20 protein-coding genes are annotated in these 23583 nt (G+C 36.3%); 13 read left to right on the top strand and 7 right to left on the bottom strand.

Annotated elements, in window-relative coordinates:
- Window positions 1–295: 295 nt before the first annotated feature.
- From BMY56_RS03340 to BMY56_RS03315, 6 genes are all read right to left on the bottom strand, one after another.
- A complete protein-coding gene (locus BMY56_RS03340; RefSeq protein WP_091619826.1) occupies window positions 296–727 on the bottom strand; it encodes a hypothetical protein in 432 nt (143 codons plus the stop codon).
- Window positions 728–823: 96 nt separating this feature from the next.
- A complete protein-coding gene (locus tag BMY56_RS03335) occupies window positions 824–1504 on the bottom strand; it encodes a rhodanese-like domain-containing protein (RefSeq protein ID WP_091619824.1) in 681 nt (226 codons plus the stop codon).
- 2 nt (window positions 1505–1506) lie between these two features.
- Window positions 1507–1701, bottom strand: a complete 195-nt coding sequence (locus BMY56_RS03330; RefSeq protein ID WP_143057772.1) for a hypothetical protein — start codon at window positions 1699–1701, stop codon at window positions 1507–1509.
- A 66-nt stretch (window positions 1702–1767) separates the two neighbouring features.
- Complete coding sequence (locus BMY56_RS03325) at window positions 1768–2325, bottom strand: hypothetical protein (RefSeq protein ID WP_245737125.1); 558 nt, start codon at window positions 2323–2325, stop codon at window positions 1768–1770.
- A 42-nt stretch (window positions 2326–2367) separates the two neighbouring features.
- Entirely contained in the window at window positions 2368–3681 is a 1314-nt protein-coding gene (locus BMY56_RS03320; protein WP_091619816.1) for an APC family permease, read from the bottom strand.
- A gap of 2 nt (window positions 3682–3683) precedes the next feature.
- Entirely contained in the window at window positions 3684–6014 is a 2331-nt protein-coding gene (locus BMY56_RS03315) for a multicopper oxidase domain-containing protein (RefSeq protein ID WP_091619813.1), read from the bottom strand.
- Window positions 6015–6565: 551 nt separating this feature from the next.
- On the opposite strand from BMY56_RS03315, the gene BMY56_RS03310 reads away from it, so the two are divergent.
- Complete coding sequence (locus tag BMY56_RS03310; RefSeq protein ID WP_143057771.1) at window positions 6566–8515, top strand: PQQ-binding-like beta-propeller repeat protein; 1950 nt, start codon at window positions 6566–6568, stop codon at window positions 8513–8515.
- Between the two features lie 533 nt (window positions 8516–9048).
- Here BMY56_RS03310 and BMY56_RS03305 read toward each other — a convergent pair.
- Window positions 9049–9693, bottom strand: a complete 645-nt coding sequence (locus BMY56_RS03305; RefSeq protein ID WP_091619807.1) for a thiamine phosphate synthase — start codon at window positions 9691–9693, stop codon at window positions 9049–9051.
- Window positions 9694–9921: 228 nt separating this feature from the next.
- Between BMY56_RS03305 and BMY56_RS03300 the strand changes: the two genes are divergently transcribed.
- The 12 genes from BMY56_RS03300 (at window position 9922) to BMY56_RS03245 (ending at window position 23580) form a co-directional block, all read left to right on the top strand.
- Window positions 9922–10323 (top strand): hypothetical protein, encoded by a 402-nt coding sequence (locus tag BMY56_RS03300; RefSeq protein WP_143057770.1) that lies wholly within the window; start codon window positions 9922–9924, stop codon window positions 10321–10323.
- Window positions 10324–10664: 341 nt separating this feature from the next.
- Entirely contained in the window at window positions 10665–11222 is a 558-nt protein-coding gene (locus tag BMY56_RS03295) for a hypothetical protein (protein WP_091619802.1), read from the top strand.
- A 335-nt stretch (window positions 11223–11557) separates the two neighbouring features.
- The gene (locus BMY56_RS03290) at window positions 11558–12412 is read left to right on the top strand and encodes a CPBP family intramembrane glutamic endopeptidase (RefSeq protein ID WP_091619800.1); all 855 of its coding nucleotides are present in this window, start codon (window positions 11558–11560) and stop codon (window positions 12410–12412) included.
- A 36-nt stretch (window positions 12413–12448) separates the two neighbouring features.
- On the top strand, window positions 12449–13180 hold the full coding sequence (locus tag BMY56_RS03285) for an NAD(P)-dependent oxidoreductase (protein ID WP_091619797.1): 732 nt from the start codon (window positions 12449–12451) through the stop codon (window positions 13178–13180).
- A gap of 43 nt (window positions 13181–13223) precedes the next feature.
- Complete coding sequence (locus tag BMY56_RS03280; RefSeq protein WP_394332493.1) at window positions 13224–13784, top strand: hypothetical protein; 561 nt, start codon at window positions 13224–13226, stop codon at window positions 13782–13784.
- 776 nt (window positions 13785–14560) lie between these two features.
- Window positions 14561–16096, top strand: a complete 1536-nt coding sequence (locus tag BMY56_RS03275; protein ID WP_091619792.1) for an AsmA family protein — start codon at window positions 14561–14563, stop codon at window positions 16094–16096.
- Between the two features lie 500 nt (window positions 16097–16596).
- Window positions 16597–17196, top strand: coding sequence for a DUF6642 family protein (locus tag BMY56_RS03270; protein ID WP_091619790.1), 600 nt, complete (start codon window positions 16597–16599; stop codon window positions 17194–17196).
- 874 nt (window positions 17197–18070) lie between these two features.
- Entirely contained in the window at window positions 18071–19291 is a 1221-nt protein-coding gene (locus BMY56_RS03265; RefSeq protein ID WP_091619787.1) for an esterase, read from the top strand.
- A 116-nt stretch (window positions 19292–19407) separates the two neighbouring features.
- Window positions 19408–20415, top strand: coding sequence for an amidohydrolase family protein (locus BMY56_RS03260; protein WP_091619784.1), 1008 nt, complete (start codon window positions 19408–19410; stop codon window positions 20413–20415).
- Window positions 20416–20990: 575 nt separating this feature from the next.
- Entirely contained in the window at window positions 20991–21335 is a 345-nt protein-coding gene (locus BMY56_RS03255; protein WP_091619782.1) for a hypothetical protein, read from the top strand.
- Window positions 21314–22441, top strand: coding sequence for a hypothetical protein (locus BMY56_RS03250; RefSeq protein WP_091619779.1), 1128 nt, complete (start codon window positions 21314–21316; stop codon window positions 22439–22441). Before BMY56_RS03255 ends, BMY56_RS03250 begins: the two co-directional genes overlap by 22 nt.
- A 2-nt stretch (window positions 22442–22443) precedes the next feature.
- Window positions 22444–23580, top strand: coding sequence for an ATP-grasp domain-containing protein (locus tag BMY56_RS03245; RefSeq protein ID WP_091619776.1), 1137 nt, complete (start codon window positions 22444–22446; stop codon window positions 23578–23580).
- The last annotated feature ends 3 nt before the right edge of the window (window positions 23581–23583 follow it).

Below are 23583 nucleotides of genomic sequence, written 5' to 3'. Positions count from 1 at the left end.
CATAGCCTTGCTAAATACAATCGGAATATCATACATACTGACTATACTTAGAGAAGAAAGCAAATGATCAATAGTTTATTCAGGGTAGGCAAATGACTCAAAATGTACAAGTGTAATAAGGTAGTAATAGGTTTATTAGAACTTTTTTAATGTTGGGTATATGGTTTGTTGAGTGGATTAAATAACTATTTTAATAAGCAAATACTTGCCATTGGAAAATTCTTACGAATTTTCCAAATAAGCCAGAACAAGCAATAAATTATATGCGGAGTTGGTATTCGTATTTATTTTATCTTTAATTATGCATGCCTCCCTTATTCATTCCTTTATCGTTCATCATCTTTATACTGGAGTTCATACAATCTTCACTCAACATGCCCTCCTTATGCATAATTTGCATCATGTGACTCATCATTTTTCCATCTTTCATCATTGATTGCATCATATTCATTGACATCAGGCTATCATTCAAAATCATATTTAAATTTTCACCCTTCATCATATTACCCATTATATTTTGGTTGCCCTTCATCATCTGCATTGCATGGTCGTTGTCTTGCATGTTGCCCATGAATTCTGTCATGTAATTGTGGTTGCTGGCAATCGCATCAAAAAGTTCCGTTCTTGTTTCTGAATTTTCGAGCATGACATTAGTATCTGTTTTCTGTTCGCAACTAGATAGACTTACTAAGCCAATTGCCATTAAAATAATTGTTGTTGTTTTCATACTATTTGATTTTAAATTAATAATTGTTAGCGTATTTTAACCTATTCCTGATCGTTTTAAAATTCATTCTCCAACTGGAAATAGTCATTGCTATTTTCAAATTTGTTGTACTGGAAGACCTAAAGTAATCCAGTCATGCATTCCTCCCCTGTAGTATAAAATTCTATTTGCTGGACAACCTGCATCCAAGAGGTCTTTTATAGCTGTTGATGATTGTGGGCATTGTGGGCCATTACAAAAAAATATGCTGGGATTGTTTATGTCCAATTCATCCATTCTTTCTACCAACTCGGTATAAGGGATATTTATTGAGCCAGGTATGGTTACTGAACCAGAGGTATTAGGTTTTCTCGCATCAATAATGGGCCAACTTTTATTGTGGTGATTATATACTTCTAGCTCTCCCACCGTATGCACCTGTTGTGCGGCCGTTATGGATTGAATACTGCCCCACGTTACGTCAACTTCTACTAAACCAGGTTCTGTTCCTATATTTTTGGGTATCATATGGTTCTCATCTCTAGTAGAGGTTCTTCGCTCGGATATATCCTTAATTCTTGCCTTTAGTTCATTTATTTTATCTATTTCGGGCATACCAACAGATTCAATCTTGTCATCTACAAGCAATAATGGGGAGTGTTTCAAATGATGCTTTTCAAAGAATTCGGGATGCTCCTCAGAATAAATTACTTTATATGGCAACCAAGCGGCTTGAAGCACTTTCTCTAGTATAAGTCTATGCTGACAGGTTTTGGTCGCTGCTATTATTATCTCCATAATTATTTTCTTTTGTTGAATTTGATAAATAACATTATCAGTAGTATTACAATTAGAAGTGTTAAAAACCACCATCCCATATGCATTCCCCAGTAATAGGAATCTCCATTATTGTGCATCATTTCTGAATGTTCAGTATTCTGGTTGCAACTACTTAAGGTTACTAATCCGATAATTATAATCGCTAATGTTCTCATAATAGTTAATTTATTTGTTCCTGATATTTTCATTTGAAATTACTCCAATCTTTGTGCAAGAATTTATTATCCTTCATTCTTCATATTCCCTTTCATCTTCTTCATCATTTCGGGATTTTTCTCCATCATTTTCTGCTTCATTTCTTCCATCATTTCAGGGTTTTCATCCATCATTTGCATCATCTTTGTTTTCATTTCTTTTTTCATCATTTTGTTTTTATGGATTTCATCCATCAACATTTTACGACCTTCTTCACTTGCTATCATTCTATCGAGCATTTTAGATTGCATCTTTTGCATCATCTCCGGATTTTTCTCAATCATCATCTGCATATGGGATTGCATTTTTGCTTTCATTTCGGGATTTTTCTCCATCATCATTTTCATATCTCCAGATTCCATTTTTTCCATATGAGCTTTCATCAATATCTTTTTGGCTTCTTCACTTTTTTGTGCCTCACTGATGAAATTGGCAAACTGAATAGGGTTTGAAATGATTTCTTGATAAATGGCATTTCTATTTTCATCAACCTGCAATGTCTCTGTGGCATTGAAAGCTGACTTACAGCTAACCACTGTACCGATTAAAGCCATAACCATTATCGTTTTTACTATTGTTTTCATGTTTTTCATTTTATTTAATTTTAAATTATTTATATATATATTTTATGCTGAATCCTTGTTGTTTTTGTTGGCTGTTAAAAACCATCTTTCTCCTAAAATTATAAGCGTTATTGCTACTAGTGCAACAATTATGACCGTTTTGTCAGTGCTCGCTTTAATCCATAAAAAGGCACTTAAGACTATGACATCTAACAAAATAGCCGTTATAATTATGGCTGAATTAGCTTTAACTTCTTTTCTTAAGTTTCGCAGTACACCCCATTGGATGCCGATGTCCATTACTAAATAAAATATGGCACCCAAAGATGCTATACGACTTAAATCAAAAAATATAGTTAGTACAATTGCAATAACAGCAACATAAACCAACATGTGCTTTTGAATAGTACCGGGCATTCCGAAATGTTTATGAGGAATGAGCTTCATTTTTGTTAACATTGCTGTCATTCTTGATACGGCAAAGATGCTGGCTATAATTCCCGATATGGTAGCTACTATTGCTATACCAACGGTGAACCATAATCCGTATTGACCAAAAGCTGGCTTCGAAGCCTCGGCCAATGAATAATCCTTGGCTGATACAATTTCTGAAATAGTTAAATTAGAGGAAACTGCAAATGCCACTAATAGATATATTACGGTACATATTGAAAGAGAAATTATAATTGCCCGTCCCACATTCTTTTTAGGGTTTACAATTTCTCCACCGCTGTTTGTAATAGTTGTAAATCCTTTATACGCCAAAATAGATAAAGCCAATGCACCTAAATAATCTGTTGTTGCATAATTCGTTGAATTACTTAATGAAATAGCATCTTGGAAAGAAAAGCCAGCAGCCCAGAGCGCTCCTATTGCAAAAATAGCGATGCCTCCAATCTTAATGATTGCCATAATTAATGATGACTTTCCAATAATTTCATTGCCAGAAATATTAATTAGAAAGGCACCCACAATTAGGATTACCCCCAGTATGGGTACCCAAACACTGTTGTTGCCCACATTAAAGAGCTGTAAGGTATAAGAACCAAAAGTACGGGCGACCAGACTCTCATTGATTATCATTGAAAACGCCATTAAAAGCGCACCTGATGCTGCAACAGTTCCTTTTCCGTAGGCTTTGACCAAATACATCGCTATTCCACCAGAAGATGGAAAAGCATTTGACATTTTGATATAACCATAAGCACTAAATCCTGAGATTATGGCTCCAGCAATGAAGGCAAGTGGAAATAAATTACCTGACAGTTCAGCGACCTGACCCAATAAGGCAAAAATTCCGGCACCAATCATTACACCGGTACCCAATGCTACAGCTCCTATTAGTGATAGACTGTTTTTTTTATAGTTAGTATTCATATTTAGAATCTTACTGATAGTCCGCCACCTGTACCAAAACGGTTATCGTAGCTTGCCATCAATGAAAAGTTTCGTGATAAAAAATATTCCACACCTGCGTTCCAAACAACTTCGTTTGCAAAATTGTCTGCTGCCGGAAGGTCGTCCACCCATCCAAAATCTGCTTGATACTCATAATTGCCGAAAATGGCGGTTCTTGGGAAAATGATTATTTCACGGCTCAAACTAATCTGTGGCCTCAATTTAGTATCTATACGCACGTCAAGATTAAAGAGATAAGGTGTTAAATATCGAATTCCTACAATTGCTGTGGTTGAAAGTTCATCCAGACTATCTTCTATTTCATTTTCAATATTAACACCGCCAAACACTCTTAAATAATCGTGTAGATAACGTTCGTAGGTAACTTCTGCTTCCAAATTTTCATTCCATCCATATTCTGCCATCACATTGAACTGATTACGAATGTTGGAAGTTGTAAAGTTAAACTCGGTCATATGAGATGCGGCATCCACCATAGCCCACGTATAATATTTATCGGCTTCAGTGAGCAATCCACTTATGGGATAACCGTTCAAACGGTCGTCTCTTGGCGTGTTATAACTGATAACCCTTGCCATCCCGCTCATCATATGGTACAGAATGTGGCAATGAAAAAACCAATCTCCATACTCGTTGCCATAAAACTCTATCGTAACTTCCTGCATCGGTGGCACATTAACCGTATGCTTCAAAGGCGAATATTCGCCGTTCTTGTTGATGACCCTAAAAAAGTGTCCGTGCAAGTGCATTGGGTGGTGCATCATCGTAAGGTTGTTTAACGTAATCCTTGTAACCTCTTTATGGTTGATTTTTATCTGGTCAGTTTCGGAAAGTGGAACACCGTTCATACTCCAGATGTAACGGTTCATATTTCCCGTAAGGTTTAACAAGATTTCCTTAACTGGAACATCTTTGTTATAGGTTGTTTTTTCGGAAGACTTCAAGTAATCATAATTATATTCCGAAAACATATCCATTCCTGTTATATCAGAATCATCCATTTTCATTTCTGAATTTTTGGACATTTCCATATTCACTTCTTCCTTGCCGGCAGGCAGGTTTGAGTGGTCCATTTTGGAATGGTCCACTTTTTCATTCATCGTTGAATCTTTGGACATATCCATATTCATTACATCCATCTTCATTCCATATTCTTTTTTCATTTCAAAGCGTTCATCTTTTTTTGGTTGGAATTTTAAAGCGTGTGCACCCATTTTCATATCCATTTTTGCCATTTTCTGCATCATTTTAATTTTATCGGGTTTCGGAACTACTTCCGCAGGAAGCACTTTTCCGTTTCCAATATTTGCAGTTGCAGTACCCGAACCGTCTTGTGCCATTGCCCTGAACTCGATTTTTGCGTTTTGTGGAACGGTTACAATAAAATCGTAGGTTTCCGCAATAGCGATAAACGTTTTGTTCTTCTGTATAGGTTCAACATTAAGGCCATCGGCAGAAACCAGCGTGGGCATATCTCCGCCAAAAGTCATCCAAAATTGGCTGGATGCCGAACCGTTTATGATTCGCAACCTGACTTTTTCCCCTGCTTTAAAATCGGGATATTCGGGCTGTTGCTGTCCATTGACCAAAAAGGCTGGGTAATAAATATCCGCTATGTCAGCACCTTCCATTCGTTGTCTCCAAAAATCGAGCTGTGCACCAAATGCACCACGAGCAATTACTTTGTTAAGTGGGGTGGATGTTCCTTTTTTCATTCCGTACCACTCGTTACCACGTTTTAGGTTTCGCAGTACGTTCATTGGTTTTTCATTTGTCCAGTCTGAAAGCATCAAAACCAAATCTTTGTCATAATCCAAGGTTTTTTCCTTTGGGTTTATAACAAGAGAGCCGAAAACGCCACTTTGTTCCTGTAACATCGTATGGGAATGATACCAATAGGTGCCATTTTGCGTTATTGGAAATTCATATTTAAAGGTTTCGCCTGGGCGAATGGGTGGCGTGCTTAAATAGGGAACACCGTCAAAAAAATTGGGAATGATAATTCCGTGCCAATGGACGGATGTTTCCACACTCATATCATTTTTTACATAAATGACCGCATACTCGCCTTCGGTAAATTCCAAAGTTGGGCCTGGGATTGTGCCGTTTACGGTCATTCCCTTTACCTCTTTTCCTGCTTTGTTTACCATTTCTTCCTTGATGATCAAGGTGTATTCGTGAACTAGCAGATTGTCATTGTTTCCTTCTTGGGACTGCTCATAAAGGTTTTGACCAAAGATGGTTTGGCATCCTAATAAAATAAGTAGTGATATGTATTTCAAATTCTTAATTTTTCTAATTAATATCTCGTTAAATAAAAACCATTTCGGTTTAATAGATTACCTCTTTTGACGTAATTGTTAACTATTGACATAATCCAGCCCAAAAGCAAGCATAGACTGCTTTCCTTTTATTTTAATTACTCGGTTTTTCTAATAGGTAGGTGATAAATATCGCATTTGCGCAATTCAGTATGTACTGCCAAATTTTTAGAATTGATATGGAAAATTTTCCAGAGGGAAATTCAATTCATCTTCGACATTTACTAGAACAGCAGTGTCTCTATTTTAATGATACTATAAGGTAACCAATTCTAATAAATAAGCATGCTATAAAACCCTTTTACTTATTCCTGTTCATTTTAACGTATTTGTAATCGCAATATATCGACCAAGCTGTTTTCTTCATCACGGAGACCTAGAGTACAACTACGTTTTTTAATGGTATAGGCATTTAGGTCTATAGGATTCAAATTTGGTTCTGATAGCGTTGAAATTGAAAAGTAGAATAGATAGTAATAAACAGACATGTACTGCGTTCTATCTAGACTAAAAACCAGATTATGAGACAGATAAAACTACTTTTTTTATTACTGATGATGTTTCCGTTACTATCCTTTTCTCAGGTAGAGATGAAATGGAACAAAGAGGTACCTACTAAAATTTTATGGCAAGAAGTTACTTCACTGGGCAACCTTATCGTTAGTTCAAGAGAAGAATTGATTGGTATAGATACCGAAACAGGAGAAATTAGTTGGGGAAAAAGGGCCTTTGGTAATCTCGAGAGAGCGGCTTTCGAAGAACTTCCCAATAGCCCTTTTTTTTCGGTAACCACAGACCATAGCTTACATCTCATCGATCAGTTTAGCGGCAACGAAGTCTTTAATTCTAAAAATGCCGGACTTCAAAAGGTTGCGAGCTATCATTTATTGTATAACTCAGATGCGATTCTTGTTTCCGGAACGGATTACAATGAAGAACCGTTGATGGTTTCCGTAAAAATGTCAGATGCTAGTTTATCATGGTCCATGAATGAAAAATTTGGCCGTATCGTTACTGCCAATGAACTGGATAATCAAGAACTTCTTATCGTAACCTTGTTCAACAACTACAAACTCAATACAGATACCGGAGATGTAATTTGGAAGAAAACGAACTCCAGGGAAGCGGAGCAAATAGACAAAATGGGGAAATTTGGCGCCTTATTGAAGCAGGCCGCGGAGCATGTTTCCCAAGATATGGATATACAACTAGACTATTACCAGCCCGAAGGCAGTGATGTCTTCTATTTGGGGTCACAACAAGAGCGACAAGGCGGCATGACTACATCTTCCGGTACTACCTCCATCAACTATACCAATCACTATAACGCGTATAATATCAATGATGGTAGTTTGGTATGGAATGAAGAATTAGAGGTAAATGGGGCGCTTAGCCAGGTTAGTTTTTTAGATAACGGAATGCTTGTATTGCCCGATGATGGCAATAGAACAAAAATAAACCTGTTCGACTATAAGACCCGTGAAGGTCTATGGGGGAAAAAGGGCCGTGGTATTGCCATCAAAGGCGGAGTGTATGATTATTTAGATTCCGGTGATGGTATTTTGCTGGTATCGCGAACTGCCAATAAAGATTTCCTCAATTATTTAGACCCAACCCTTGGGGCCATTACCTTTGAAAAACCAGTCAGAGTAGAAGGTACAGTCGTCGGTATTGTGCCACTGGCAAATGCAATCCTATATATTACGACCGAATCCATGAACATTTTGGACCATCATACGGGTACACTCAAGTGGAACAAAAGTATTCAAACCAGTCCTAGACTTACCGCTGAGCATCAAGATAAAATCTATGCTTTTGATTACAGTTCCGGACTTTTAAAAGTTGTGAATAAGTCAAATGGTCAAGTCAGTGATTTTTCACAAGTAGCACTTCGCTTTGAGGGGAAGGAATCCCCATCGAATCTAGAAATTTTGGAGGATGGTATTTTTATACATTCTGATCAGAATGTTGCCAAATTTAATTTTGATGGATCTCTGGTCTATCAGGAATACTATGCCGCACCCAAGGAAGCGGGCTGGAAACGTGCCTTGCTATATGCCTCATCGGTAAGGGCCGCATATATTGGTGCCGCCTCATACTATGTTTCAGGGGCTATGGCCGCAGCCGAAAATGACGTACGTCAAAAAGACGAAGCAGCAGGAGAACTGGTATCTCAAATAGGAAACGCCTATGGGGATTTAGGCAATGCCGCCTCAAGTTATGCCGGTGCTGCCTTTAGAAAGGCGAATGCCCGACTCAAAGCCACTAAACAAGGTAGGGATTTTATGTTCATTATGTCCAAACAAGAAAAAGACATCGTCTTGTTAAAAGTGAGCAAAACTACGGGTAAAGTAGCGGGTGAAATTAATCTTGGTAAGGACCGTGAGCCCTTATATGCGGTTGACGATATTACCGGACAAGTGTATTATCAAACAGGAGACGCTGCACTTACCTCTTATATGGCGCGTTAACAGATCACCGTTTAGGAAGGCTATTGCATATGGCTTTCTTTTGGAAAGCTTGGTGTGTAATACAAAAAAAGAGTGTAACCATTTCAAAAACGTATAACGTATTGCTATTTTGATTTACGGCATAAAATTAAGAGGTCTAGAAGACCTCTTAATTTTATGCCCGTTGATGCGGTGGAGAAATTGGCGCCTCACTTTCTTTTCTATCGCTGCATCTCACCGAAAAAAGTAATTGCCCACCGCGTAATCACTTTTTATCGCACCTCAAAAGGTAATGACATCGAAGAATGAAATGAGGCCTATGCCACATCTTATTTAGAGATGCATAAATACCTTTATAAAATAAAAGACAAGCTATTTATAAACAGGTATTATGCGACCTAAGCCCGAGAGCTATCGAGAGTAGGGGAGTGATCCCCAATTTTAGTAGAAGTGCATGAATTCTTTACTATACAATTACAGGCTATTTATTTGTGTGAAATGAGATGGATATAAAGAAATCTTTATTAGCATTCTTTTAAATTACAGTAGTTGTTTTATTCAAAAGTATGCCGTTGTTCTTGTGTTGAAGAGGCGTTTAATAATTGGTTAAATACTTTTATATTCTCAAAATCGCGATTAATTTCTTCCGAAACAGCAATACCAGAAACACCCATTTCTAATAGCGCAGTAACATCTGCAGTGGTGATGCCTCCAAAAGCAATAATGGGCATTTGGGTCTTTAGAGCTTCAACTAGTAACTTATACCCATTTAAACCTAAGGCGGTATTTGAGTTATCATTGTTTGTAGTTGTTCTAAAGGGACCTAACATAATATAATCAACTTCTTTAGTAACTAGTGTTTCTGCCTCTTGTAAGGTATTTGCTGTACCACCGATTATTTGCCAAGAGTATAGAAATTTTCGCGCTTTAGTAGGGCAAATGGCTGTTTTATCTAATACTACGCCATCCGCTTTAACGGCTTTAGCAATCTTATACTGATGGTCAATGATTAATCTTGTTTGAAAATGAGAAGTGATTTCTCTAGCCTCTTCAGCTATCTTTAAAAACTTTTTTTCTGAAACATTATTTAAACCTAATTGCACTAATTCAATACCAGAAGTACACGCCTTTTGTATATTTCCCAAAACCTCTTTTGGTGAGTTTCCTTGGGGTGTATAATGTAGCTTAGGAATTATCATGTCTTTGTTTTTAGATGTAAATGTTGCTCAATCAGGTTGGCAAAGTTACGAATGAATGACGGTATATTTTATTGTATACTACGAGACGAATAGAAATATGTAAACTAAAACAGGATAACACAAATTAGTGATTATATAGGAGAGAAAATTTAGTTCCCTATGGTATAGTTTTGCTCCCTGATTTATTTGGCACTAATTTAAAAGTAGCTAGTAAGAGTATCATTCATCATGCATCTATTGGAAGTAACGACGCATGTGTTACTCTTGGACTTGAACTTAGGTTGTGGCAAAAGTTTTTCATTGGTCGTTAAGATGAAAACAGATGGAACTGTTATGGGGCAATGGGTTGATAAATTCAATGACGATACAGTAGGTATTCATATGTTTATAGATTGCATGACTGTTGATGGAAATACCGAAATTATTGGTGTTATTGTCACAAAAGGCTCTACGAATGGAGCTAATCTGGCTGGATCTTATGCAGTTACGGCAATGGTAGATAATGGAACTTCTGCCAATGACCCTCTTAATCAAATTTCCAACTCATATTATAGGGTAGACCCTAATAAATTTTTTGACTTTGCAATCGAGGATTTCGGACTTTTAGATATGAACATAGGCCAGCATTAGTCATTTATTTCTTCCATTTTCATGCTGAATAAGGTTAGTGGCAATTGCATTGTAAGTTTAAAAATTAACCCCTGATAACAAAATAGGTACATTCGGATAGTAAAAGCGCCTATTCGTCCCATACCATTTGTGTGCTTCTTTTGAATAGGATAATTTCAATTCAAGATCAGAAGTTCTTTTTAATTCAAATTCCCTACTTCTGACATTCCCCCAGCAACAGAAATAGTTTCTCCAATGGAAAGAGCTCGCTTAATAGTGCGGTTTTTCCAACATGAACATCGTACTCCATTGCTCATATATACCTAATTGAATTATTATATAACCCTTTAAATTGAAAAAGTATGAAAACAAAGCGTAAGAATGGCATGAAGGCTATTTTAAAATTAGCCCTGCTATCAACATTTATTTTATCGGTGGTATCCTGTTCTACCGAAGCTATAAACACGGACGAAACGACCAATCTGACAGCAGTGGCTGCCAAAGCCAAAAAGCCCCGTCCTATAAAAAATACCTATGTAGGTATTGACAGATTTGAAGGCGGGGTACTCGTGGGGGCTGACTTCTCTGGTAACATGTCACATGCGGGCAAATTTACCGGTCAGACCATTATAACAAGTTTTGATTTTATATCTGAATCGCAGGCTACCCAAACAAGTGTCGACCTCATCGTTGCTGCCAACGGAGATAAAATATACACTTCTTCAGGGGTCACTATTACGTTTTCACCAGAAAGTATTGCTGATGGAACCTATTCTGCGGGCACCTATACCGGCGGTTTTGATATAGTTGGTGGCACTGGTCGTTTTGATGGAGCAACAGGAAGAATGGATGTTGTTGGTAATGGAGAATTCGGTGCAGGAGTAGCGAGGCATAGTGCAGCAGGTAGTATTACATATTGATTATATGTTAAACCAAATAAAGCCAGCGCATGTCGCTGGTTTTTTGTTTTAAGAGAGCTGATAAAGGTGATTGTTATAGTAATGGGTGGTGGCTGTCTTTAAACTTTTCTTTTCAAAATAATAATTTAGAAAGGTAATGGTATTTTCCTTTTCTGAAGACAAGGAAGATAAAGCACTTATTAATCCATCCGACATCTTCCCAACGGAATTTATTACAAATAATGCATACACGAGTTATTAAAATCTTACGTAAAGCAAAGTATTTATAAAACATTAATAGCAGAAATGTAACAAGTCATACGCTATGTCGTCGTTTATAAAATAGCCAACTAATCATGATTGAGTCATACAACGCTAATAATCAAACCTGGAAAACGATAGTTATATTTTTAGGTATTCTTACCATACTTAGTACAATTTGTTACTATGCAATATTAAAGTTAAATACAACTAGCATCTACATTGGCGCATTAATGATGTGTCCTGCTATAGCATCATTTATAACTTTAAAACTTATGAAACGCTCCATTTCAAGCTTACCATGGAGTTTAAAAGATCCTACGTATTTAAAGCTATCTTATATATTACCTGTAAGCTATATTGCCATTTCATATATCTTAATTTGGGTATTTGGCTTCGGAAATCTTGGAAACCAAGATACGATTGCTGCATGGTCCCAAGAATTAGGAATGACAGGATCCAATACTTCTATGGTAGTGACAGTTATGATTTTGCTATTAGCTATTGTTGGTGTCGTTAAAAATATTGGTTCAACTTTAGGAGAAGAGATTGGTTGGCGTGGCTTCTTTGTGTTCGAACTTAGAAAAGTAGTGTCCTTTGAAGGTGCATCAATTCTTAGTGGCTTGATTTGGTCTATTTGGCATTGGCCAATAATTTGGTTAATGTATAACGGAAGCGGTCAGCTTTTCTTTCATATTGCAGCTTTTACGATTATGATTGTTGCCATTTCGATTATCATGACCTATTACACGTTTAAATCTAATAGTTTGTGGCCAGCAGCACTTTTTCATTCCGTGCATAACATTTTCATTCAAAAGGTATTTACTCCAATGACAACAACGAATGATAGTAGTTCATTTTGGATCGATGAATACGGTTTTATGATTCCAATTGTCGCTAGCGTTTTTGCTATTGTATTTTGGAGGAAAGCGAGAAAAGAGAATTTATAGAATTAAAGGAATACAGGTCAATCAAAAAAAATCAAAATGACAGTTTTAGTAGTAGGAGCAAGTGGAGCTACAGGCAGTAAATTAGTAGAACAACTTCTATTTAAAAAAAATAAAGTAAAAGTAATTGTAAGATCTCCTGAAAAGCTACCAGCATCATGGAAAACCAATGATAATCTGCAAATCATCACTGCTAGTTTATTAGATTTAAGTGATACAGAAATGCGGGAAATAGTTAAGGATTGTAATGCTGTTGCTTCCTGTCTGGGACATAATTTAACTTGGAAAGGCGTTTACGGACAACCAAGAAAACTGGTGACAGATGCTACACGACGCTTATGCAATGCTATAAAATCAAACAAGTTGCAAAGCACAACAAAGTTTGTTTTAATGAACACTACAGGCAATCGTAATCGCGACGTATACGAACCTATATCTTTTGCTCAAAAATGTGTTATTGGTTTGCTTCGTTTGTTATTACCACCTCATGTTGATAACGAAAAAGCTGCCGAATATTTACGAACACAAATTGGACAAAACAATAGTTTTATAGAATGGGTTGCTGTTCGACCAGATAGCTTGATTGATGAGGAAGAAGTGTCCAATTACGAAATATATGCTTCACCAACACGAAGTGCCATTTTTAATGCAGGCAAAGTGAGTCGTATAAATGTTGGTCACTTTATGGCTAGTTTAATTACTGACGACGACTTATGGACTAAATGGAAAGGGCAGATGCCCGTAATCTATAGCAAATCAAATCTTCAATAGTGTATTGACAATAAATGAAATGTAAATCTTATACATGGTGATTTTGAAAAAAAATATTGAGAAACATATTTCAGGAAAGAAAGTTTTTTGGCTATTCATTCTAACCAATCTAGTATATGCTTTTATGCTAATGGTTACAATTCCGAATACAATGGCATTTTCTAATGGAATGAAGTTATTAGATATGATGCCAACAGGCTATGATTTCAATTATGTGAACAAATTGTTCAGTACTCTTGGGGAAAATGGACGAGAAACGTATCTAACCAACCAAATACCTGTAGATATGATTTATCCATTACTATTTGGTGTTTCCTATTGCTTAGTAATGGCATATTTTCTAAACAAAATAAACAAACTAAATACACCATTTATTTTTCTATGCCTTTTGCTCGTTATTGCAGGAATTGCAGATTATCTCGAAAACATCGGAATTATCTCAATGCTTAGCAGTTATCCAGATTTTACTAAAACAGCGGTTCTTACAACCAGTATCTTTTCAGTAATAAAAAGCATTTCAACAAGTATGTTTTTTATCGCTTTAATAGTAGTCTTAATACTGCTAGGTATTAAATCATTAAAAAAAACAAGTAGTACTATTTAAGAGAAATGGAACCCAAATAAATATAACTAGCCCAATAATTTAATTGGGCTATAGTGTGACAAATTTTATTTGTTTTATACTAATGGTGTATAAACCTAATTTTCAGTACTATGATCAATACAACTAAAGAAAACAATATTCAGAAAATTCTTATCAAGTTTTATAAATGTGAACTACGTACATTTAAACGCATACTTGGTTTAAAGTAAAAATTCAACAGCTCAGTTGGCACGTTTATAAACCAGGTTAGTAGTATAGCTACTTGGATTGAGAATTTGTAGAATTTCGCCTGCTCGCCATCTTTTTTGATTATAGCTTGAGCAAATGGCTAAACCATTACTATAAATGTTCTTTAATGTTGCGAGTTATACAGCTTGAGCCTTGATTACGGCATAAAAATATAAGGTCTAGGAGGCCTTATATTTTTTGAGCGGGTTAGCGCGCTGGCCTTATTTGGTACAACACTTTCTTTGGCACCACTTCATCTCGCCGAAAAAAGTAATGACATCGACGGAGGAAATGCATGAACACCTATAAAGAACAATAGATAAACAATGAATAAACAGGTATTATGCGATTCAATCAAGATAGCTATCGGGAGGAAGGGAGCATAATAATACGTGTGGAATGGGTTTCCTGATGATACCGTTTTATAGTAGTCATATAATTACGTGTTGCGAATTTCTTATTCCTTAAAGTACTTCAACGGTACGCGAGGACTGAAAATTTATTTTTTCATTATATTTAAAGAAACATTACGTAATCCCTTCCACTTAATGAATAAAAAAGTAAGGACTATTCTAATTTTTCTAGCTGCCTTTGCTTGCATCTATATTGCCATACGACAGGTCTTGAAGTTTAGATTGAATGATTTACTGAAAGAGCAAGAAATGTATGGCATTCAAATAACCCATGACAACATAAACTTGAATATTCTTAAGGGATCGGCCAGTTTTAAAAATCCGGCGGTACAACTAACCCAAGAGGCCAACATTGGTTTCGTTGGCGATATGACCCTAGAGAACTTCCAAATCAACGATATCCGTTATCTAAATCTATTGTTCACGGGTAATTTGGACATTGAATCCATCTCGTTGAATAGGCCCCAGGCCGCATTTAAAACAGCTCCAATAGACAGTACCCTCATAGATCATACGGTTGCCGGGAAGAAATTAGGTTTGGCCATTAAATTGAAAGACCTGGTCCTCAACGAAAGTCACGTAACTATCCATGATGGTCAAACAGATTCGCTCTTGCTTTCCCTTAAAAATTTCAATTTAGACGTATCGGACATTGAAGTTTCCGATCGTACCATAGCCCATTCCATCCCATTTATTGGCGAGGATTATGACGTGCGGTCAGATTCCATTTTCATTAAAATATCACCCTACGAGAATTTAAAGATCGCCCAAGTGAATGGTGACCATAACTATACGTATCTTTCTGGTATAACGTATGGTACAACACTTTCCAAGACCGACTTTGATGCAGGTCTCCTTCAAGAGAAAGACCATTATACCATAGCCATAGATTCCGTCCAATTTCAAAAATTAGGATTAGATAGCGTCGGGGAGGAAGACCTAATCTTTTTTTCTGCCCAGAAAATAAGCATCGTACAACCCAAAATAGGAATCTATCGCAATAAACTCCTGCCCGATAGTTATAGTGAAAAACCCATGTACAGTAGCCTGTTACGGGAATCCCCCATCAACATACAAATAGACAGCCTTCAATTAAAGGATGCCCAGTTCACGTATGTAGAACGATCCAAGTGGGAGAATGAAGGGGGCAAACTGGAGTTCAATGAAATGAACGTTGACATTACCCGTTTGGGTAATACCTATAAAGATAATACCCAAGTGCGCCTTACCACCTTGTTTATGGACAGTGCACCTTTTGAAGGCACTTGGAGCTTTAACGTGTTGGACCCCAGCGATGTTTTTACTTTTGAAGGGGAATTGCATGGGCTGGCCCTGGATAAGCTTAATGCCTTTACACAGCCCTACGCGGATACCCGTCTGGAAGGCATCATGCAAGATGTGTATTTTAATATTTATGGCAATGGCGATACCTCTACCGTAGACTTAAAGTGCAAGTTTAACGATGTCAGTATTTTTCTATTGAAACCAGGTACACGTAAAAAAAAGAAGTTGCTATCTGCCTTGGCAAACGTTTTGGTGTCCACCAACTCAAAACATAGGGGAGAGGACTTTAAACAGGTATCGGTAAAAGTGCAAAGAGATAAGACCAAATCTTCTTGGAACTATATCTTTAAAAACATTGAAGAGGGCATGAAAAAAGTGTTGTTGTAACAACTCTGACGGGGTGAAGGTGCTCATGAATACGCTGCATTTGCATTTAGAAAATAAGTATTTAGTTTTGCTTTTGGCGCACTAGATGCAACTCTGTAAAATGGCCCGTAAACGCGTTATCCGAGAATTTGCTATAATTGAACCATAATGTCTTGCGATATGCGACATAAAAAGTGAAGATTGAGAATCTTCACTTTTTTGAGAGCGTTAGCGAGCTGGCCTTATTTGGTACTACACTTTCTTTGGCGCCACTTCATCTCGCCGAAAAAAGTGATTACCCAGTGGGTGATCACTTTTTCTCGCGTCTCAAAAGGTAATTAAACCGAGGGACGAGGTTCATTAATACCTATAAAAAACAATAGACAAGCAATGAATAAACACGTATTAACTGACCGACGACAGGAGGGGAGTATAATGTGTGTGGAATGGAATTTTATACGAAAACGCTAAAAAGAATAAAAGAGTTACAGTAATTTTGTGTCTCATATAATTTCAGAATCTTGCTAGAGAAAAGACGACAATTACCCCAAGAACAATCTATAGATACTGATTATTTCATTTATTGCTTAGAAGGGGTTCATGATATAGAAACGGACAAGGTTAGCGAAGTACAAGAAAACTTGGAACAATTGGCCATGAAATATGGAATAGCAAGTATTTATAAAACGTGCGACACCATTGAAGGTCTAGAAGATAGCTTAAATGCACTGGTCTTGGATGATCATAATTTTAAGGACTATGAAATCATCTACTTGGTCATGAAAGGTGAAGCAAATAGTATTTGTTTAAATGACTACTACTATAGTTTACAAGAAATTGCGGAAATTTTTGAAGGAAGGTTAAAAGGAAAAATTTTACATTTTTCAAATGCCAAAATCTTAGATTTGGACGAAGAGGAAGCACAGTATTTTTTGGATATCACTGGCGCAAAAGGTGTTTCTGGCTATGGTAATGAATTTAATGGAATAAGTAGCTCAAATCTTGATAAAGCATTCTTTAACTTATTTAAAGAAGATGATGATATGTTAGCTATTGTAGAAGAGTTGCACCAAAGACATTACAATGTTTGCAAATTACTTGATTTTAGATTGTATTATTAAACCTAGAAAATTGCTAAGAAAACGACCTTCAATTAGGACTTTTCATTGAATACGAGAATTTTGAAATATCTTTCTCTTAATTTTAATTAAGAGGTAATAGTCTAATAATTTTAATAGCTTTTCTTTATTTGACGTTATGACATTTTGCTTAAGAAAGCAAAGTATTTAATACTACACTTTTTTAAATAGTTATTCTTAAAAGTTCTTCTCAAAAGGTAATGAAATCGAAGAATGAGATTAGGCGCTAGCCAAATTACATTCTAGGTTCATGAATACCTTTAAAAAACAATAAACCAGCAATGAATAAACACGTATTATGAGAGCCAACTAGCTTGTCCGCCTAAGTTTTTTTTGCGAAGGAGGATAGGAGGGGAATGTATTGTGTGTGGAATGGAAATCTTTCTTATTTCTTGGAAATTATCCGCATTGAACCGCACTAGCTATCGACTTGTGATAGAGACCTTAGCTTTTAAGTATCGAAATTTCAAAAAAGACTAGGCATAATGATGACTTCATATCATCCATAAAATTGCGGACTATGATTTGTTGATTATTCTAAATCGCAGTGATTATAAATGTCAAGACAAATCAGTTAATCTAACCAAAGAAAGGTTTACTATATTCCTAACACTAAATGTTATTGTCTCAAAATGAGACTTTAACTTTTAAAACCTATTGATTATTTAAATAATTGATTATTTTGCGCTTTAATAATTGACAAAACTCAATAATTTTATAGGGTTTATATTTCAATAGTTTAATTTTTTAACAGAATTATAGCAGTGTCCCAAAAAGGGAAGTAGCTATAAAATTAAAGGGGTACATTTTTAAACATACCCTTTATCAACTAATCAAACCTAACTAAAACAACACTATGTGTTTATCTAAATTTCATTTCAAAAGTATACCTAGCCTCTTGTTCAGGATAATGGTAATTCTACTTACGCTTCCTTTGGCCATGAACGCCCAAGAAGTTGGCCAGACGGAACGATTGGTCTCTCCCGAATTGGAAGCCGACAATTCAGTTGTATTTCGTATTAAAGCACCAAAGGCCGAAAATGTAACTCTTTCGGGCAATTGGATGCCCATGGTTCCAAATGGAAATCAAGGTATGATCAGACAAACGGTCGAACTCGCTAAGGATGATATGGGTGTATGGACGACCACAGTTGGTCCATTGGCACCTGAACTTTATGGATATACATTTTTGGTAGATGGTGTTACCACGTTGGACCCTTCTAATTTAAAAGTAGCCCGTGACGGTATTTTTAGGACGGAAAGTTTACTTTATGTTCCAGGTGAGGCATCAGACCTATATTGGGCCAAAACCGGACCAAAGGGAAGTGTACACCAAATTTGGTATGACTCACCCAATCTAGATTTAACGCGCCGCATGTTTGTCTACACCCCTCCAGGTTATCATGAATCTACTGAAGAGTATCCTGTGTTGTATTTACTTCATGGTGGTGGTGGTGATGAAGAGGCATGGCCTACACTTGGTGCAGCGCCAACGATTATGGACAACCTCATTAACAGTGGTGAGGCCGAACCCATGATCGTGGTTATGACCAATGGAAACCCTTCCCAAGCCTCTGCCATAACGGTAACCCCTAAGTTGCCAAATGTAGAACAATCAGGAAACAACATGGCAAGTATGTTATTTGAAAAAAGTCTGGTCAATGATGTGATTCCATATATTGAAGCGAATTTTAAGGTTAAGGCCAATAAGGATAATCGTGCTCTGACCGGTTTAAGCATGGGTGGATTACAGACCATGAATACTTCATTCACCAACCCAGATTTGTTTAATTATATTGGAGTGATGAGTATGGGGTTTGCCGATTTAAGTCGATTTGGAATAGAAGTGGACCACTCAAAACGTGAACAACAGATTTTAGACCTTAAGGAAGCTAATCCAAAATTGTATTGGATTGCCTGTGGAAAAGATGATTTTCTTTATGAAAGTGTCGTAACCATGCGCGAGGCATTGGACAAGCAGGATTTTGAATATACCTATCGTGAAAGTACCGGAGGACATACATGGACCAATTGGCGAATATATCTATCGGAGTTTGCTCCCATGTTATTTAAATAATTATGAATCCCTACATGAAAGAATCATGCTTCATCTTGTCCATGATTTTAAGGGCACTTGATCATTAAAAATCTATTAAAAAAATAAATTACCAACGGTAACGCTAAACAAATAAAATGAAACCTTTAACCAACAACCCTATTTTAAAAACATTTTCATTACTACTACTTCTTATACTGTATACGGGAATTGGCTCGGCACAGGAATCTAAGAAAAGGCTTCCCATTATAGATGTACATGTACATGCCATGAAAGCTAACCCTAATTTTTCTTCAGAAATGTGTCCGTGGTTTTTAAAGGATATGCCGGGGAGCGGACCCAATCAAGAACCACCTTCCTTTATAAATACCAATTGCGTGGCCCCTTTAAAACCTGCTAAATCCGATAAAGAAATGCAGGAAGCAATCTTAAGGGCAAATAAGGAATTGAACATTACCATGGTGGTAAGTGGTGATGCCGATGTTATTCATAAATGGCATAGCGCCGCACCTGACCATATTATTCCATCGTTGGGAATAAGCAATCCAGAACAGATGACGGTGGCCGCCTTTAAAGATTCCCTTTCTAACGGATTCTATAAAGTAATGGGCGAAGTGGCCCCACAATACCAAGGCATGTCCCCAAGCGATATGTCATTAGATGCCTATTTTGGTGTTGCGGAAGAGCTTGGTGTTCCAGTTGGTATTCATATGGGAACAGGTGGTAACGGTATGGCCAATATTAGCTCTCCTAAATATAGGGCATCCTTGGGGCAGCCTTTTTTATTGGAAGATATGCTGGCCAGACATCCCAAATTAAAAATATGGGTGATGCATGCCGGCTACCCAATGGTAGATCAAATGATCGCGTTAATGGGTGCGAATGCGTATGTTTATGTTGACTTGGCAGGGTTTATTTGGAGTTACCCTTTGGAAGAAATACATGCCTATCTAAAACGTTTGGTACAAGCCGGCTTCGCCAAAAGAATATTATATGGCACCGATCTAATGGTTTGGCCAGAACTATTGGAAACTTCTATTGGGGTAATTGAAAATGCAAACTATCTTTCAGAGGAACAAAAACGGGATATCCTTTTCAATAATGCAGTACGATTTTTAAACTTGGATGCTTCAAAATTTGAATGAACCCTATTACAGGTTAGCCAAAAAACCTAATTTCTTAAAATTATTTCAAATAGAAATTAAAGAAGAGTTTTTAGGCACATGGAGGGCAGCAAGTGCTCAGGAATTTTATTTTATTAACTAGTTTATCCAATCATCGAATTTAGAGATGTTCGTGAATCTCCTAAAATGTCGATTTCAAAATTTTGAGCTGTTGCGGCAAGCCGATGACAATCTTTAGAGGAATGTATTGACGCACAGATTCTTATAAAACGAGTATTTCAAAAGAATCTAAAATTTTGTTTTTTTTGGCGTTGGCGAGCGGCTGTAAATTGTGTTTGAATTTAAAATACGTATTCAGCATTTCAGAACTTAAAAAGCAATCGAGCGTTTGCCAGCGGCAATTTGACATCTTTAATTTGGTCTAGGTATATACAGGGTTAGAAATACTTTTTTCTAATCTGGGTTATAGAATATAATTGGTAAAAAAAGATTTTGTCGTTGACATTGTAAGTTACAACGGATTTTTAATTCTATTTCGGTTGACCATCCTGTATTTCATTACATTGATCTACAAAACCGACCAAAATAAAACCTGAATGAAATTTAAGTATGCCCTTGGAATGCTTTTCCTTCTATTACAAGTAGGTTCTATTGTGTATGCCCGATTTGTTCCGGAACGGTATTTTTGCTGGGCTCCGTATGATGAACATACCAACTATGCTATTTCTATAAAAATAAATGGTGAGTTACTTTCAAAGCAAGACATAAAAAATAGGTACCATTACCAAGCAGTTGGTTGGGAACCAAGAGCAATAGATAATGTTTTCGATTTAATACGGCAGTATGAGACTACTAATGGAATAGATGATAATGCACAGGTACAAGTGCATTACAGTACAAATGGTCATGAAGAAAAAGTATGGAGATTTCCAAAAAAATAGGCAGTCTTACATCACAACAATTCTTTCCATTGCGAGTTACGAATACCGCCATGCTACCCAATATTCTTTTATTGTGCAAGCTTGCTTTTATCATACTTTGCTTGTATGGTTTTGTTGGATCTATTGATAATCCTCATATTCCATTTATTAAGGTTTTTGACCAATTTCACAACATTCCAAATGTCTTTAAAATCGTTTGCAGAGTCACGTTTGTGACAGCAGGCATGTTATTGTTGTTTAATGTTAGGGTGAGAACTATGGCGTTTTTAATGGGAATAACAACGTTATTGGTTTTACTTTCTTCAAAACCAATATTTAGAAATCACCTGTTCATATTAGGTTGTTTTTTTCTATTGGCAGGAGTATCGGACAGGAGGCACAGTCCTTGGTTATTATATGTTCAGTTTGCACTAATATATCTTGGGGCGGTAATAAATAAAGCTCCTCAAATGGATTGGTGGACCGGACAATTTATGGACAATTGGTTGCGGAATGCCTCCGAGAATCAGACTTATATTACTATTGCTTCAAGCCTGCCAGATATGATGTTTGCAAAGCTTTTATCATGGAGTTCTATGTTCATTGAATTTGCCATAGCCCTATTAATATTAAATAAGAAAACACAAAAAATTGCAGTTTGGACTATTCTTATTTTTCATACATTACTCTACACCTTAACGATTAATCGATTTGGTCATTTTTATGAAGATATTGTCTTAGGATTACTCATTTTTTTAAATTGGCCTAAGGAAAAGCTATTGGTAGCGATAGATGACAACAGATTTTTGAAATTAAAAAAGGTACTGGTTAGCCTAAATTTTAATAAACACATAATCTGGAGTAATGATAGCCCCCAATTGGAATCTAATTGGTTTGAAATACGTACTTCTGAAAAGGAAGCGTTTAATTGGAGCGGTATTCGCATATTTTTAATGTACAGCAGTAATTTTTATATATTTCTATTTGGGTTAGATTTTCTTAGCCGTTTTATCACTCGCTTTCTTTTTAATAATGAAATTATGCATATGACTCAGGTTATCATGATCTGGGCAGGTATTTTATTTTTCCTTCCGATGCTGTGGAAAAAACAAAAAACTAAAGGTTAAAAATGAAAAAAAAGGATTGTATATCGATATTGATTCCTGATGGGCAAGGCTTTTTAGCAACACCTGTTATCAATTGTTTAGCAGCTTCAAATCAGTTCAAAATATATCTGCTTTCGAATCTAAAATATACGCCAATGCGTTTTTCAAGGTTTGTGAATCACTTTTCTTATTCTCCAAAAACTGAAAATGATGAAGATTGGATTCATACGATTGACAATACAGTTGAAAATCACGGTATTGATTTTATTATGCCCGTATCTGAGGATAGTATTCGAAAACTAATACTACACAAGAGCAAATTAAAAGCGGCAAAAAAGTTAATGCTATTACCTGAGCTTGACAATTTTGATACTGCTAATGATAAAGCACTACTGTCTCAGCATTTACATACGTTCGACATTCCATATCCTAAAGGATGCTTAGTATCAAATATGGCGGAATTGAACAAAATAGAAACATTAAATTTTCCTGTAATAAGTAAGCCTACAATAGGGTATGGTGGGGGTAAGCATATCCATCTTTTTAAAAACATGGATACGCTTAAAACCCATTTTAAAAATAACGATTTTTTAGGAATACACATTATTCAAGAATATATAGAAGGGTACGATATTGATTGTAGCGTATTGTGTAAAGCAGGTGAAATTTTAACATACACCATTCAAAAAGGTATTCTTAGTGACGCCTCTGGTTTTTCACCTTCTGATGCACATGTCTTTGTTCAAGAACCCAAGTTGTTCTCCGTGGTAGAAAAGCTCATGAAAACGCTTAATTGGTCTGGTATTGCACACATTGATTTGAGATTTGACGAGAATGCACAACAATTCAAAGTTATTGAGATTAATCCTAGGTTTTGGTTGTCGCTTGAGGCGTCGTTACATGCTGGTTTCAATTTTCCAGAATTATCCTATAAGTTGAGTACAGGGCAAACTTTGATAACGCCAAAATTTAATGAATGTAGCTATTGGAGTCTAAAAGGTTTAAAATTAAAACAAAAAAAGAAAGTTCTATTTAGGTGGAAATTTTTGATAAAACATACCGGTTTAAAATTTTTCATCAAAGACCCTGTTCCAATATTTTACCGGTTTTTTGCCCTAAGATTCGGGAAAGTAGAATCGGTACATGACTTCTCTAACTGATTA

Origin of the sequence: Maribacter orientalis (assembly GCF_900109345.1) — a bacterium.
Taxonomy (GTDB): domain Bacteria; phylum Bacteroidota; class Bacteroidia; order Flavobacteriales; family Flavobacteriaceae; genus Maribacter; species Maribacter orientalis.
This window is presented reverse-complemented; position numbering and strand designations above follow the sequence as displayed.